Source organism: Alteromonas antoniana, assembly GCF_019249295.1.
In the GTDB taxonomy this organism is placed as follows: domain Bacteria; phylum Pseudomonadota; class Gammaproteobacteria; order Enterobacterales; family Alteromonadaceae; genus Alteromonas; species Alteromonas antoniana.
Map to the genome: position 1 here is coordinate 1 of NZ_JAESDH010000025.1, position 16,045 is coordinate 16,045.

10 protein-coding genes are annotated in these 16,045 nt (G+C 50.2%); 6 read left to right on the forward strand and 4 right to left on the reverse strand.

Annotation, left to right across the window (positions count from 1 at the left end; translation table 11 throughout):
• Positions 1–151 precede the first annotated feature (151 nt).
• Entirely contained in the window at positions 152–823 is a 672-nt protein-coding gene (locus JKP77_RS17815; RefSeq protein ID WP_218312522.1) for a TetR/AcrR family transcriptional regulator, read from the reverse strand.
• A gap of 68 nt (positions 824–891) precedes the next feature.
• On the opposite strand from JKP77_RS17815, the gene JKP77_RS17820 reads away from it, so the two are divergent.
• From JKP77_RS17820 to JKP77_RS17835, 4 genes are all read left to right on the forward strand, one after another.
• Positions 892–2,385 (forward strand): flavin-containing monooxygenase, encoded by a 1,494-nt coding sequence (locus tag JKP77_RS17820; protein ID WP_218312523.1) that lies wholly within the window; start codon positions 892–894, stop codon positions 2,383–2,385.
• On the forward strand, positions 2,382–3,299 hold the full coding sequence (locus tag JKP77_RS17825; protein ID WP_218312524.1) for an alpha/beta fold hydrolase: 918 nt from the start codon (positions 2,382–2,384) through the stop codon (positions 3,297–3,299). The genes JKP77_RS17820 and JKP77_RS17825 overlap by 4 nt, the downstream gene beginning before the upstream one ends.
• Positions 3,289–4,101, forward strand: a complete 813-nt coding sequence (locus JKP77_RS17830) for an SDR family NAD(P)-dependent oxidoreductase (RefSeq protein ID WP_218312525.1) — start codon at positions 3,289–3,291, stop codon at positions 4,099–4,101. The genes JKP77_RS17825 and JKP77_RS17830 overlap by 11 nt, the downstream gene beginning before the upstream one ends.
• A 344-nt stretch (positions 4,102–4,445) precedes the next feature.
• Complete coding sequence (locus JKP77_RS17835; protein WP_218312526.1) at positions 4,446–5,519, forward strand: hypothetical protein; 1,074 nt, start codon at positions 4,446–4,448, stop codon at positions 5,517–5,519.
• Positions 5,520–5,761: 242 nt separating this feature from the next.
• On the opposite strand, the gene JKP77_RS17840 is transcribed toward JKP77_RS17835, so the two are convergent.
• A complete protein-coding gene (locus JKP77_RS17840) occupies positions 5,762–7,738 on the reverse strand; it encodes an alpha/beta hydrolase family protein (RefSeq protein WP_218312527.1) in 1,977 nt (658 codons plus the stop codon).
• Between the two features lie 480 nt (positions 7,739–8,218).
• On the opposite strand from JKP77_RS17840, the gene JKP77_RS22785 reads away from it, so the two are divergent.
• A complete protein-coding gene (locus tag JKP77_RS22785) occupies positions 8,219–8,449 on the forward strand; it encodes a hypothetical protein (protein WP_420840076.1) in 231 nt (76 codons plus the stop codon).
• Between the two features lie 205 nt (positions 8,450–8,654).
• Positions 8,655–9,419: a hypothetical protein gene (locus JKP77_RS17850; protein ID WP_218312528.1), complete on the forward strand. Its 765-nt coding sequence runs from the start codon at positions 8,655–8,657 to the stop codon at positions 9,417–9,419.
• Positions 9,420–9,649: 230 nt separating this feature from the next.
• Here the strand turns inward: JKP77_RS17850 and JKP77_RS17855 are convergent, their stop codons facing one another.
• The gene (locus JKP77_RS17855) at positions 9,650–12,613 is read right to left on the reverse strand and encodes a TonB-dependent receptor (RefSeq protein ID WP_218312529.1); all 2,964 of its coding nucleotides are present in this window, start codon (positions 12,611–12,613) and stop codon (positions 9,650–9,652) included.
• Positions 12,614–12,688: 75 nt separating this feature from the next.
• A complete protein-coding gene (locus tag JKP77_RS17860; protein ID WP_218312530.1) occupies positions 12,689–15,337 on the reverse strand; it encodes a glycoside hydrolase family 16 protein in 2,649 nt (882 codons plus the stop codon).
• Between the last annotated feature and the right edge of the window lie 708 nt (positions 15,338–16,045).

Below are 16,045 nucleotides of genomic sequence, written 5' to 3' on the forward strand. Positions count from 1 at the left end.
TAGCTAAGACAGATTGATCATATAAAACGCATACTTAGACCAAAAGGTGATCAATAGTTTTCACACAGCCTGCGTACTGAACTGACTGTCAGACTCATTCAATTTTTTCAATGAAACTCTTACAGCATTTGCAGATTGTTTATTTGCGCCGTTATCGTTGTAATTGGTTTGCCGTTCCCAGAAACACCGTAAGCGTAGCATCAACGATTTCTTCCAGTGATGCCGCGTAGCGACTTCGCACCCACACGATCCCCGCATTAATCACTGCCCCGGCAAGCGCGGCACCTACATATTCTCGCTGTGTGCTGTTTTCTGATGAGGGAACATCCGCTGCCGGACTCAGATACCCCATCAGTAACTCAGCAAAATCTGCGGTATAGCGACTGTATACGGCTTCTACCCGCGGGCTGACTCCCAGCACTTCGCTGTGCGTGATGCGCGCAAATTCCGGTTTTGACATCGCCTGAAAAAAACAGGTGAGTCCGGCTCGAATGCGTTGCTCCGGCTCACCGCTGGCGCTATCCAAAACGGTTTTAAGCTGGTCACGGAAATCGCTCATCAGGCTTTCATAGCAAGCAATCAGCAAGTCTTCCATGCTTTGGAAAGACTCATAAAAGTAACGGTTGGTAAGTCCCGATTCGGCCGTCAGTTTACGCATGGTGGTAGCCTGATAGCCGTTGCTGACAAACAACGTGATGCCAGCCTGGATGAAGCGTTGTCGACGCACTGCGGCGCGCTCGGAGATTGCCACACCGGAATACGTACGTTCCGATGATGTTGTCTGAGGTGATGCGGTATCGTTCATGGGCGGTATATTACGCATTGACAAGGTGCTTGTCACAGCATACATTGAAGTGACAACATGCGTTATCACTTTTAAACGTTGTCAGCATGAAAACGACTGATCCTACTCTCCAAGACACTGTGGACGTTGTCATTATCGGCGCCGGTATCTCCGGCATTGGTGCGGCTTGTCACCTCAGTAAAGATTGTCCAGCTCTCAGTTATACCATTATCGAAGCGCGTTCAGATTTAGGCGGCACCTGGGATTTGTTCAATTATCCCGGCATACGCTCCGACTCTGACTTGTTTACCTTTGGCTACGACTTTAAACCCTGGAAAGAAAAAAAGGCCATTGCTGACGGCGCGTCTATCAAAGCTTATATCCGGGAAACGGCTGAAGAAAACGGTATCGACAAGCATATTCGCTTTTTGCACAAAGTAACCGGCACCAACTGGAATTCACACCATCAGCACTGGGAAGTAACGGTAGTCAATCAGGACAGTGGCGACTCGAAGGTTATTTGTGCGCGGTGGATCTTCAACGCCTCCGGTTATTACCGGTACGATAAGGGCTATAACCCGCCATTACCTCAGGAATCTGCTTTTGAAGGTACTATCGTGCACCCGCAACACTGGCCAAAAGACTTCGATTACAGCGGCAAGAAGGTGGTGGTGATCGGCAGCGGCGCCACGGCAGTTACGCTGGTACCGGCGATGGCGGAAAGGGCATCTCACGTGACCATGCTTCAGCGCACACCGTCCTATATATTGCCGGTTCCCCTTGAAGATCCGGTCGCCAGATTCTGCAAACGCTGGGTAAGCGAAGACCGCGCATTCGCACTGGCTCGCCGGTTTAACATTGCCAAACAACGATGGGTGTACAGTTTTTGTCAGCGTTTTCCGGATCGCGCCAGAAAAATTATCCGCTATTTTAACAAGAAACTGTTGCCAGAAGGCTATCCGGTGGACGTGCATTTTAATCCGCCATACGACCCGTGGGAGCAGCGGCTATGCGCCGTTCCGGGGGCTGATTTATTCAAGACTATCTCTTCTGGAAAAGCATCAGTCGCCACCGATCATATCGAGAAACTAACGTCCTCCGGCATTATGCTGCGCTCAGGTGAGCATATTGACGCTGACATCATCGTGAAAGCTACCGGCCTTAATTTGTTACCCCTCGGTGGCATAAAGCCACAAATTGATGGCCAGGAAGTGAAACTAAACCAGTGTGTCACGTACAAAGGCATGTTACTCAGTGGCGTGCCTAACTTTGCCATGGCGGTAGGGTACACGGCATCATCCTGGACGCTGAAAATTGGATTGCTATGCGAGCACTTTACCCGCTTGCTGAACTACATGAGCCAACATCAGTATGTCCAGTGCACCCCTCAGGCAGATCCCGATATGGAAACCCAACCGGTGCTCAATTTTGGGGCCGGCTACATACAGCGTTCTTTAGACAAGCTGCCACGGCAAGGCACAAGGTTTCCATGGACGATGTCCTGGAACTACGCCTCAGACGTCACTATTTTACGTAAGGGCCAAATTGATGATCCGGCATTACAGTTTCAGACCGCGCACCATGAGGACGTCACGCCATGAGCATCGCCAGCCACAATGAACAGTTTGCCGACTTAAGTAATGGCACACGATTGTGTTACTCAGAACACGGTGACAAAGAGGCCCCGGCGATTATTCTCATCGCCGGACTCGGTCTGCAGTTGGTGTACTGGCCCGCCTCGTTTATTCAGGCACTGACAACCGCAGGTTTTCGTGTGATTTGTTTTGATAATCGCGATGCCGGTCGCTCATCACGTAGTGACACCCCGCATCCCACCGTGTTGCAACAGCTACTGGGAAGAGCACCAAAAGCCTGTTACGGCCTTGAGCACATGGCTGACGATACCGCCCTGCTGCTAACCCAACTCGATATCACTCAGGCGCACATTGTGGGTATGTCAATGGGTGGAATGATTGCGCAGACCTTGTCTTACCGTCATCCTGAAAAGGTGGCATCGCTTACCTCTATCTTTTCCACAACCGGTAATCGCCGGGTAGGACAACCTGCGGCATCCACACTGTGGCGTCTGGCCCGTGCAAAATCTCCTAAAACACATCTGGAAGCCATTGAAAACTACTGTGAGATGATGGACCACATCGGCGATAAAAACGCGCCTCAGGCTCTCCTGCACTGGCAACAGTACGCAAAGCTTGCATGGCAACGCAATGGCTCCCGCTCAGATACCCGCGCGCTGCATCGCCAGATTGGGGCTATCATGCGCTCGGGCGATCGAACTTCGGCCCTTGCAAACGTAAAAGCACCGACCCTGATCATACATGGTGATGTAGATCATATGGTGCATCCCAGCGGCGGAGAGGCAACGGCGCGCGCCATTAAGCATGCGAAACATATCGTCATTGAAGGTATGCGCCATCAAATTGATTCGGCGCTGTCTCATCGGCTGGCTCAACATATTCTTCATCATATTCAAACAGAGACTTCTGATGCAGCTTGATAACCAAACCGTCGTGCTGACTGGCGCAGCCAGCGGAATTGGCCGTGCGCTGGCAGTGCAGCTGGCAAAGCAGGGATGTCACCTCGCGTTAATCGATCGCAACGAGGACGGCTTACAGCACACCCTTGCTGAGCTGCCCAACATCGGTCGGCGCTACAGCGTACATGTGGTGGACCTGGCAGTTCGCGACGCCGTGCTGGCGCTGCCGGATTTAGTATTGTCAGAGCATGACGCCGTCAACATGCTTATCAACAATGCGGGCGTGGCAATTGGCGGCAGCTTTGAGCAGGCTTCAGCTGACGATTTTGACTGGCTGATGCAGATTAATTTTCATGCTGTGGTGGATACATGCAGGGGTTTTTTACCTCACCTTAGAAATACAGGCACACTGGCAAAAATCGTTAATGTTTCCAGCCTCTACGGGCTCATCGCGCCTCCGCACCAAAGTGCGTACAGCGCCAGCAAGTTTGCTGTACGCGGCTTTAGCAATGCACTGCGCCACGAGCTCTCCGGCTCAAACGTCGACGTACTGGTCGTGCATCCAGGTGGCGTTGCCACCGATATCGCGAATAGTGCGAAAGCTCCTGAAGGGATATCGCCAGAGGAAGTCCGCCTGCATAAAAAGCAAATGAATAAGTTACTGAGACTGCCGCCAGAGAAAGCCGCTGAAACGATAATCAAAGCGATAAGAAAAGATAAGCATCGGGTTATTGTTGGCTTTGATGCATTGGTCGTGTCAGTCATCGAAAGATTAATGCCCGTTAACTATTGGCAGGTAATTGAAAAACTGACTAACCGTTAGTGAGAGTTCCCGGCCTTCGCCGGGATGGCGAGCTATCTAACCGCCTATTCCCTCTCGCTGACATTGCGGCGCAGGCTGCAACCTCCCGTTAATGATTACGAGATCAAAAACAACCTTTCACCTGCGTCACGCATGCAGTGAGTCCCTGGCCTTCGCCGGGCTGAGGATTTAACTGTTTTCACTCTGTTTACCTGCCACTGCTGGATTATTTAATTATTTTTTCCTGAACTATTCACACACGCAATACCGTAGGCAATATCACCTGTGCGTTAAGCAGGCACGTAAACGCCTCAATACTCTTGCCGTTATCAGAGTTGTAAACGCCAATAATGTAAGGAACACAAATGAAATTCGTTTTTTCAATGTTATGGATTACCTGGATATGTCTTTACAGCCAGACCGCACATGCGGGCTCTGAAAACCTCACCGCTGCACTAACTGACGTTGCAGGAAAGAAAATATGTGACCGCCTGCAAAACCGCTTTCGTGGATTGCAGCATCAGACGAAAGATAAAGAAAAAGCCTACATTGGTACGCTCTGGATCCATTCTTGCCAGATTACCTACGATAATAACCAGCAGGACACGATGACGCTGGATCTGGGGATAAAGGGATGGCGCTGGCTTAACAAAGAAAAAGGTGTGCTCGGAGCCGATTTCAGTACTGATGAGTTTGCGAGATTCGGCGTCGATGTAGTCTTAAAAGGGCAGGTGGTTGCCAGTTATGAACCGGGCACAAAGCGCCTTGCGTTCTGGTTTAAGCCTACACAATCACCGGAAGTAGAATTTAAAGCGTCAGGTGATGTGGACGTCGATAAAGAAAGCTTATGGGGTACTGCACTTGCCGGTGCTGCTACATTGATAGGGCAATCACCTGATACGCAGGCAGATGAAAAGCTCGCCAGTAAAGGTGAACAGCGCTTCACAGATAAAATGTCTGAAGGCTTTAGCGCCGCTATAGATTTTTGCTCAGGACGCGTTTACTCATCGTTAGGGCAACCCGATAAAAATACCTTATTTAATAAACTGTCAGAACAGCAAAAGTCAGCCTACGAGAGCGTCGACTTAGCCCCTTCTACCTTCCTGCTCTTTGGGCCTTACGGAGAACAGTCGCAGTCATTGGAGCTACTGCTGAAGCAGGAAAAGTCGGAAGAATTTCGCAGCAGGTTAGTCTGCGTTGAAGATGCCGTTACGCTTGCTAAGGCCTATATGGAAGGAACCGATAGAACACCGGAGGTTCCCGGTATCGATACTATCAGGGAAAGTAGTACTGACGGCGCTGTGTCCGTGGGCAATAAATCTGAAAACTGCCCTGTTGTGGTTATGTTTGCCGCTGACAAGAGTGTGAAAAAGAATGCGCTGTTTCAATTCAAAGTACAACGCTACGATGAAAACAAACCGCTGGCTGTTTGTGAGTAGCAGAAGAGCCCAGCTACGCCGGGATGACGACTTATCCAGCCAGGTATTGCACTGCGGGAGCTCCCGGCTTTCGCCGGGATGACGACTTATCCCCCCAGGAATTGCATAGTGGGAGCTCCCGGCTTTCGCCGGGATGACGACTTATCCCCCAAGAATTGCACTGTGGGAGGTCCCGGCTTTCGCCGGGATAACAATATTATGTCTGCGCCTGGATGACACTTCTTCGCCGACATCCTCTGGCGTTAGTTTTCGCCGATATTTTCGTCCAGAAAATCTATCAAAGCGCTGTAGAGGGCTTGACGTTCTGTTTCATCGTAAACACCATGACCGGCTTTAGCAAAGTTGTAATAAATAGCCGGATTGCCTGCCTTCGTTAAGGCCTCCTGCATAATGATTGAGTTTTCCACCGGTACACGCTGGTCTTTTTCTCCATGAAGCAGCATGACTTTTGCCTTTATCTCGTCCGCATGCTCCACCGGTGAAAAGTCAGTTAATACCTTCATGTCAGTGCCCAGCACTTTGTTCAGATAGCTTTTTCCCCATTCCCGGGTGAGAATGTCGCTCTCATCAAAGCCATAGCGAAGGTCGTATAATCCCACGTAGCCAATTGTGCATTTATACATATCCGGCTCGCGGATCACGGTCATCAGTGCAGCGTATCCCCCGTAGCTGCCTCCGTAGGCACACACCCGGTCACCGTCGACTTTGCCCAGCTCAATAATGTGCTTAGCGGCCTCGTTGATGTCGCGGATCATATCGCCACCCCATTGCAGGTAGCCCATCTCCTCGAACACTTCACCGTAACCGCCGCTTCCGCGGAAATTCACCTGAAGCACCGCGTAACCACGACTGGCCAGCAACTGTACTTCCGAGTCAAAAGACCAGAGATCGCGTGGGCCGTGTGGTCCACCGTGAATCATCACGACCATTGGCGGTTTGCTATCTCCCTCTGCTAATGTCGGCATGGTCAGATAACCACTGACATTCACGTCATCGCTGGTTGTGAATGTAAACGGCTGCATGGCGTGCATTTGTCTGGGATCAAGCCAGGAACGGTTGGCCCACAAAAATCTGGCATTCATGGTTTCAGTATCGAAGATGTAGTACTCGCCCGGGTTAATATCGCTGCTCACACGAACCAGAATAGTTTTACCATCGTCGCTACGACTGGTGATTGACACGGTCTGATTACCGAACGCATCCACCAGCATCTGGTGGAGTTTGATCTGCTGGTTCTCAGTATCCGCATAGTGATAAGCGGTTTTCCCCGGCTGCGTATATGCAATGATAGGACGATTGGTATCGCTATCGGCTGTCCACCAGATGATGTCGGTTTTGACTTCATCAAACACCGGCGACAGCTTCCCGGATGCCAAATTCAGCTCGTACAGGGTTTTAATTTTTTTCTCGCCCAGCGGACCTGATAAGTAGGCTTTAGTACTGTTATCAGAGATAGCGACGGGTGTCAGGTCCAGATCTGTATTAAAGGCCGTATTAATATCCAGCCATTCATCGCTGCCACTCTTCCGATAAGCCGAATGGAATTCAAATTCATCGTCAACCCAGGTGATGAAATTCACCTCGCCCTCTCTGGTCGCCAGCGCGGTGGCGCCCTTCTTAGGTAGCGTTTCTACTTCGCGTTTACGCCCGTTATAAATATTCAGACGGCTGATAATCGGATGTTTCTCGCGGGTGTCGTAAAGCTTGTTCGCTCGCTGTGTCCATGGATGTTCAATGATCAGAATATGGTCGTCGTCACCTTCAAGGTGGCTAATGATGTATGGCGTGGCGCGACTACTCTCACGCTGCGCGATCCTTGACCCCTGATGCTTGGTGCCTGCACGCCAGCCATACAGAAGCTCTGCTTTGCTGCCATCAATGTTAGTCGCGAATATTTCACTGGTAGGCATTGGCTGATCGTAGCGAGTGTGTTTTTCCGCGTAGCGATATATCACCCGCTCGTTGTTAATCCAGTCCGCAGAATGAATTTGATCGCCTTGAGAGGGACGCACGCCACCAATAAACTTCATGGTTTCCGCTTCTAAAAACAGGATCCCTACAACCCCGTCTGCGCGTGCACGCGCTACCAGGTGCTTTCCGTCTGGCGAGATTTTCATATCCAGATAGTCGCCGTGGCGAACAAAGTCTTCAAGAGGAACTTGCTGGGCAACGCTGAATGGAGAGAGCGCAAGTGCGCATAGAAGTACGAGAAACTTCATCACATCTTCCTTAATGTTACGGTATGACTTTAGAATTATTATGTAATTAATGTACCGTTTTACCTTTGTGAAGCCAATTGGCAAATAAAATTTTAATTTTCTTTTGCACAACGACACACGCAACAGCCAAGCTGGCTGAAACGATGATAATTACCAATAAAACAGAGGCCTACTTAAATTTCTGTGGTAAACAATCGGTACGCATCAGAGCCATGTCGTGCTGCTGTCGCGCAAATTTCGTCACCGCCACCACCGCTTTTTCTACATGATTAACGCAAATACGGAAGTTGGAGTAACACAATGATAAAAAAGCTTCGTGAAAGAGAAAACTGGTCTCAGGAACAGCTTGCAACACTCTAGGGCCTGAGTACCAGAACAATTCAACGAATTGAAAGTGGCAACAAAGCCAGTCTGGAGTCATTAAAAGCACTGGCCCCCGTATTTGAAGTGAGTATTGAAACCTTAACCACGGAGATCACTGTGATAGATAAAGCATCCTCAACATGGCGCAAGCAACCCCGCTGGTACCAATGGGCCATGACGGGTCTTTCAAAACGTAAGCCGTTAGCTCAGGTTGATTATATTGCACTGACGGCCGGAATCCTGTCGTGGGTAATAAAGCCCGACATGTTTGCTACACCGGCATTGCTGCTCATGGCCTATCTGATAAGCAAATTGATAGACCGTACGGACAGGCAGAAACTGTGGTAGACACGCGTTTGTCCATTAACGCTTTGAATTCGTTATCTGCCAACGATTGTCGGCACTTATCAAAGCGTAAAGCAACGCCTTAATGTTCACAGATGCTGTACGTATTTTTCCTTTTTCCTCCCAAATTGATCGTTTTCATCGCTGCAGTTGCACTATAGTTAAAACCATATCCTAGCAACTGCTACCTTCCAGGTTGAAGAGAGATATGAAAAAGATCTCCTCTCAAAAAGTGCAAACGCCGCAATTTGAGCACCGTTTTTTCTTCGCTTGTTCATTAATGTGCCTGACCATTGCACTCATTGGCTTCGGTCCAGGCTTTATTCACGCCGTTACCACAGACATTTCTGCAATACCGCTTCGTATTCATTTGCATGGCGCTGTAATGATGGCGTGGCTGTTGCTGTTTGTACAACAAACCCGACTGGTGCAGCGTCACTCAGTGCGACTGCATAAACGTATAGGCAGACTGTCCGTCGTATTGTTTTCACTGGTGATTATCTCCGACGTCATTATTTCTCTTAACAGCCTGAGTAAAACCGTTCCTCCGCATATCAATGCACTGATTAACAACCTTTTCTCACTTCAGGTTGTCGCTGTTTTGCTGGCGCTGATGCTTTATTCAGCAGCGATTTCTGCAACCCGACGGGACCTTTCTGCACATAAACGGTACATGTTGACCCTGGCGATTCTGTTTCTGGAAGCCGCATTTGCACGTATGCAGTACCTGCCTGGTTTGAATTTTCTCGAGAATGGTGTGGTGATGGCGCACGTTTACCACAGCCTGCTTTTTGCGCCTTTAATTGTTTATGATCTGACTCAGCAAAAGCGATTGCACCCGGCAACGGTTAAAGGCCTCACTATCATTATTGTCGGTAAAGGTTTTACCCTTTGGGCATGGGACAATCCTGCCTGGCAGACCTTCGCGAACCATATTGAGCGCAGCATACTGCCTTTCTGGCCTGCTATGTAAGTACCTGATAATTCCGGTTGCACTATGTTGTAGTCGTTGCTTACAACAGGTTGTTATATCGCTCCCTTTTTATTCCCAGGTCAGATTCTGTCTATGTAAAACAGCAGACATAAAAAAACCGGAGCAAACGCTCCGGTTAAACCCTCCAAGGGACACACTGACCGGCAGTGATATTCGCCGGCAAGAAAGGCATAGGAACATTCAACCCTGCGCCTTTCCCATGGTCTTCTTTAGTCGAAGATGTAACGCACACCCAGTGAGTAGCGCGGGCCGTACTGGCGAGCAAACAGGAATTGCTCTTCGTAACGTCCGTAACCTTCTTCAGTTTCGTTGTTCAGGTTGATACCTTCGAAGAACACAGTCAGGTCTTCTGTCACGTCGTAATGAACACTGACATCCCACTGACCGTAGCTACGCGCAAACTGCGGCGGCGCATCCGATGAGCCCTGTGCCTGCCCCACACCAATCAGGTAAGAGTCACGCCACGCGTAGGTCAGTTTTGCTGACCAACCATATTTTTCGTAGTAAAGCTGCGCGTTAGCTGAGTCACTCAGACCAACCAGCGGCGCTTGTTGCGTCAGGCTGTCAACGTCAAACTCTACGTCTCCGTCAACAAACGTTGCGTTCACACCAATACCAAAACCAGACTCACCGAACAGGTGCTGAACCGCCATTTCAATACCGTCAACCGACTTGCTGTCAGTGTTGGTAGGCTGGCTGATGTTCCAGGTGATCAGCGGATCAGAAGAGTCCGGTGAAATCACACCGTCTGCATTCCCGTGACCATTGGCCAGCATCTGCGCGTAAATCGCGTTGCTGTCGGCCTGCTCGCCACGTGCTTCGATGTCAGCAATCGCTTGCTGATAGCGCGGACCGTTAAAGATATCGCGCAGACCATCAATTGTAGTTTCAGTAATTTGCGTCTGGATAAAGTTATCTACGTCTTTTCTGAAGTACCCAATGGAGGCATAGCTGCCTTCATCGTAGTAGTACTCAAGCGCCAAATCGATGTTAGTCGATTCAAATGGCAGCAGATTAGTATTACCCTGACCACCGGTACGTGAACCAGGCTTAGGACTTCCGCTCAGTGAACGACCGCCAGCCAGATTACCCAGTGGCGCACGAGAAATCGTTTTGCCCCATGAGAAACGACCAATTAAGTCATCAGTAATGTCTACGCGAACATCAAACATAGGCAGGAATACGTCGTGGTTACCTTCTGACTCTAAGAAGTTATCCGCGCCACCTGTCTCGTACTGCATGATCCACTCAGACGCACTCACCCAGTTAACCTGCTGTTCAACGCGCTGACGAACCGTACTGGTGACATCAGTTTCTTCATAGCGAACACCGGCGTTCAGCGTTACCGGATAACCAGCTACGTCAAACTCCCAGTCGGTTTGCAGATAAATACTGTTAGTCACTTCTTCAACGTAACTTTCGCTGTCGATGCCATCATAGTATGGGTCAACGACGTAAGCGTTGTCGCCCATCAGTTCTGGTGTCAGGAACGCGGCCTGACGTGCAATCGCTTCGTTAAAGTCGTACGTGTAGTAATACGACGGCATCAGGTCGCTGCCACCACCGGCGAACTGATCAAGCAGACCCGCTGTGCTATGCAGCGTAAACATGCTGTCCGGGAAAATTTCAGGATAAGCAGGGTTGAAGCCAGGGCCACCACGCAGTCCACTCCAGGCCTGGAATCCACCCATGGTTTGTTCTGTTCTGGCAACACCAAACTTCACTTCCACCATGGGAATATCAAAGGCAGAGTTGTACCACTGACCGTCTAACTGAAACTGCTCAATTTCAGACTTTCCGGGGTTATAAATGAACTGACTGAAGTTAGAGTCAATTTCACCTGGCTGCAGCACCGTTGAGCCGTTCTGCCAGTTGATATAGGCATGCGGCACTTCACCGGTACGGTAGTCATAAATTTTGCTGATTAGCTTGTCAGAACCCAGGATGATCTGGCCATTGCCGCCCAGACCACTGTCACCGCCGTTGTCCACTTCGTTACTGGAGTCGTGGTAATCGAAGGTGAAGCTTAAGTCTTCGTTGTAGCGCCAGTCTATGTTTAAGCCAAGCGAACGCGCTTCTACATCTGTGGTTTCACGGAAAGCCGTAAAGGAACCGTCGTTACCACCGATATCGGCATAAACAGCCGTACCATTTTCATCCAGCTCATAGGCGTTGATGTTACCGCCAAACTCGTTCCAGATACCCCAACCGATGCTGTTCAAGCCAGTCGTCGCATTACTGCCGGTATAGTCGGCAGTGAATGTCAGATCATCGTTCGGCGCATACTGCAGCGTAACCTGAGCGTTGGTGCGCTCACGCTCTACGTTGTCGATGCCGTAGTTCATGTCTTTGGGGAAGAAATGGTTACCGATAGGGTTGCCTTCGTCATCCAGCGCACGCGGATCGACTACCGTGCCGCTTGGGTCACCTGGAAGTGCGACGTTTGCCTGCCAGCCCTGAATATTGGCTTGCTGACGCTGAAAATCACGCTGCTGGTGAGAGACAGAAAACGCAAAGCCAAGCTTGTCATCAGCAAAGGTATTGCTGTAAACCGCAGCCACTTCTGGCGTGACGTCATCACCTTCTTCATTTGACGTATCGTGAATGGCTTTACCCATCACTGAGAAGCGCTGACCCGGGTTATTAAGCGGCTTGGTAGTAACGATATTTACCGTTGCCCCTAAACCACCACTCGGGTATTCCGCACGTGCGGTTTTGTATACTTCCAGGGTAGATACCCCTTCAGATGACAGGTTTTCCAGGCTGTAAGATCGGGTATACCCTGTGCCCGGCATTTGACGGCCGTTCAGAGTGATCAGGTTAAATTCAGGACCAAAACCACGAACGGTGATCTGGCTGCCTTCACCGTTAGAGCGACTTACCGATACACCGGTAATACGTTGCAGCGATTCTGCCAGGTTGGTGTCAGGAAAACGGCCCATCTCTTCAGCAGAGATCGCGTCCATTACCCCGTTATTAGAGCGTTTGATGTCCATCGCGCGGATCAGTGAACCGCGAATACCCTGAACTTCAATCACCTCTACCGGTTGTTCCTGGGTGTCCAGATTGTCAGTATCGGCATTTTCCTGCGCAACAGCCGTGTGCGCGCCCGCGCCCAGCAGTACTGCCAGGGTTGCCGCTAAGCGGGTTTTGTTAAATGTATGCTGTGTCATAGTTGCAATTCTCATTCTACATTCGGTTCGCGTGTCGGGGCCTCACGCGGCCCCGGCCTGTTGTCATGCCGATTTTTATTGTTCAGCAATCACTGCGTTGTCAACGCGATACACGGCACCTTCGCCCGCTCCCCATGCCGGGAAGATCATCACGACATCAATGGCACTGGTGTCCAGACCTGCTGATGCAAGTGCCTGAAGGCTGAACGTGTAGGTCTGCCATTCACCGACTACCGGTGCGACGCCTTCCATGCTGTCGGACAGCGGCAGTTCAACCGCGGAGCCAGCATCGTTGGCTTCGATTTTAAACAGCCATTGAGCGTCTGGATTGTTCGCATTCGATACGATTTTCATTTCGAACTGCACTACACCATTTTCAAGTAGCATAGACGCGTCATGGTATACCCCGTCATCGGCAGTAATCCCCATAACAGTTGGCGTTGCACCGACTGCAAATTCCGCTACCGTGCCATGCTCCGCATCGTCTTCCACTTCCATCGGTGTAGAACCACCGCAACAATCCCAGATTGACCAGTTTGCTGCCGCAGTATTACCGAACAGCGTGACCGGACCACTGTTTTCTTTAGGTGGTACCTGTATTTTCACGTTATCTACGCGGTATTGCGCACCTTCACCGGTTCCCCAGGCAGGGAATATCATCAGTACGTCAATCGCTGAAGGATCCAGGCCCGCGCCAACCAGGTCAGCAAGGCGATAGGTATACGTCTGCCACTCGCCGGTGACTGGCGTAGCGCCTTCCAGACTATCTGACAGTGGCAGCTCAACGGCTGAAGAATTATTATCCGCTTCCACTTTGAACAACCAGCTTGCATCTGGGCTTGCGGGTGCGCTCATAACTTTCATGTCAAACTGGATTACGCCGTCTTCGGCAATCGAGCTGGCATCAAATGGAACACCAGCGCCGCCGGCATCAGTACGGGAGTTAAAGCCATTCACAGTTGGCTCTGCTCCTACGGTAAACTCAGCAACTACACCATGGTCGGCATCTTCATCCATCACTTCCATAGGTGTCGAGCCACCGCAACAGTCCCACATTGGCCAGTCAAGGTTCTCTTCGTCTTCAAATACCACAAGTTGTGGTAATTCCTGCGCAATTTTCACTTCATCAAGCTGATAAACCGCACCCGCGCCTGCTCCCCATGATGGGAACACCATGATGACGTCAATTGCAGAAGGATTCAGACCAGCATCCACCAGCATCTGCAGCGGGAAGTCAAAGCTCACCCATTCACCCACTACCGGTACTGTGCCAGCCGGGTTACTTGCCAGCGGTATTTCTGCCGCAGAGCCAGCGTTGTCGCTCTCAACTTTGAACATCCATACCGCATCAGGGCTTGATGGCGCGCTTACGACCTTCATGTCGAAGCTAACGCTGCCTTTCTCAACCATTGGTGAGGCATCAAAAGGAGACGCTTCACCTTCAGGGTCGGTGATGAACTCGCTGCGCGTCACAAAGCCGTTAACGGTGGGTGTGTCGTTCACATAGAATTCATAAACGTCACCACGATCGGCATCGGCAGTCAGCAATGGTGTTGATCCACCACAGCAATCCCATGCTGGCCAATCCGGATTTGGCGTACCATCAAAGATCGTCAGGTTCTTTGCTACCGCACCTGCAGGTGGTGGCGGAGTAGGCGCTGCACCTTCAACCAGTGCATCGTCCATGCTGTCGTAGCCAGGGCGAACGGTTTCACAACCTTTACCGGTGTCCATGTCAGATGCACACTGATAAACGCGCACATAATCAATTTCATAAGTCTGGCCGTTGGCAAATGCCTCGGCATCGATGCCCAGCTCATTTACGTTTTCAGGCCAGTCTCCACCTACAGCCAGGTTAAGCAACAGGTGAAATTCCTGATCAAACGGCGCGGTATCCCAGTGTGTGGTCAGCTCACCTGTGCCCTGATCAAAATATTCTGCATACCAGCCACGGTGCGACAAACCAAGGGCATCGCCGTCACGGTTGTAGGTCAGTTCTGACTGACGCTGAGTCGCGTATAAGTAGTCATCTACGTACCAGCGAATTTCGCCTTCCTGCCACTCAATCGCATAAGTGTGAAAGTCATCTGCCGGGTTCGCACCTTCCGGCAACAAGTATTCTTTGCCAGAGCTGTCGTTATCAGGCCATGCCTGACCGTAATGCAATGTGCCGTGAACATAGGCTTCTGGTGTGCCGTCTTCGCGTGCGGCTTTCAGGTTAACGGCTTCCATGATGTCAATTTCACCGGAACGCGGCCATTCACCGTATACGTAGTCGGTTGGCAGCATCCAAAATGCTGGCCAGCTACCCTGGCCAGAAGGCAGTTTTGCGCGCATTTCAAAGCGACCGTATTTAAAGTCGGCTTTGTAACGGGTATTCAGACGGGCTGACGTGTAAGGCTTTTCTGCGCCTTCTTCTGCAGGCATCGCAACAATATGCAGACTGCCGTCAGAGACGAATGAGTTTTCTGCACTGTCTGTATAGCATTGCTTCTCGTTGTTACCGCCGCCCTGACAATTAACTTCGTGTGTCCACTTATTCTCGTCAATGGATTCACCTTCAAATTCGTCACTCCATACCAGCTCCCAGTCGGTTACAGGTACAGAAGGATCGACAGTGGTAAAGTCGGATTCAGTTTCCGCGCTTCCACCACCGCACCCTACCAGAGTGGCAGCGGCGACAGCGGTTACAAGCCGGGAAAGTTGTGTTGCTGCGTGTTTCATGTGTTCAGCCCCGATAATAAAAGTCTCTCGCTTTCTTCGTGAAAGCTATCTTTAAAATATGGAAGCGCTTACATAAATGTCGACAACAGATCCTGTAAGCGCTTACAAAAGGATATTTCAAATTTTTGACAAAGTAAAATCAAATTAACATTAAATTTACCTTGACCGGTGGTAGACGCGGCAAACAACATTACACATCATTTACAAAGTATCTCAGAGCGATAACGCTCGCAGCCGCAAGAACCACAGAAGAGAGGGGTCAGAACAATAAAATAATCAATTAACTCATGATCTTAAAAAGCATCTTGAATTTTTTAGCAAACCACATTTTTCGCTTTGTATCGCACAACCCGTATAATTTTTACACGGATTGCGTTCACATATTGTTCACGACCATACTATCTGCAATGTCATAAGCCTGCTCTTAATTGAGGACTCATGGGGAGTTGATACTGGGGTCAGGCACGCGAGTGCCGGAGGCATTAGTACCCGGGAAGGAAACCTGCCACGGCCAGACGGCAGCAACCTACATTGCAGTATTCATATGAAAATAAATATAGTGGAAATGCCATGGCGGATAATTATCAGCGCAACTGTTCACGAGGCGAAAGAATGATCAAGTCGGAGGTTACTATTGCGCCCCCCTGTTAGTCTGTGAACAACGCGATTCGGCTACGTAAGGTTCGCTTAGCGTTTCATTTTTCGCAA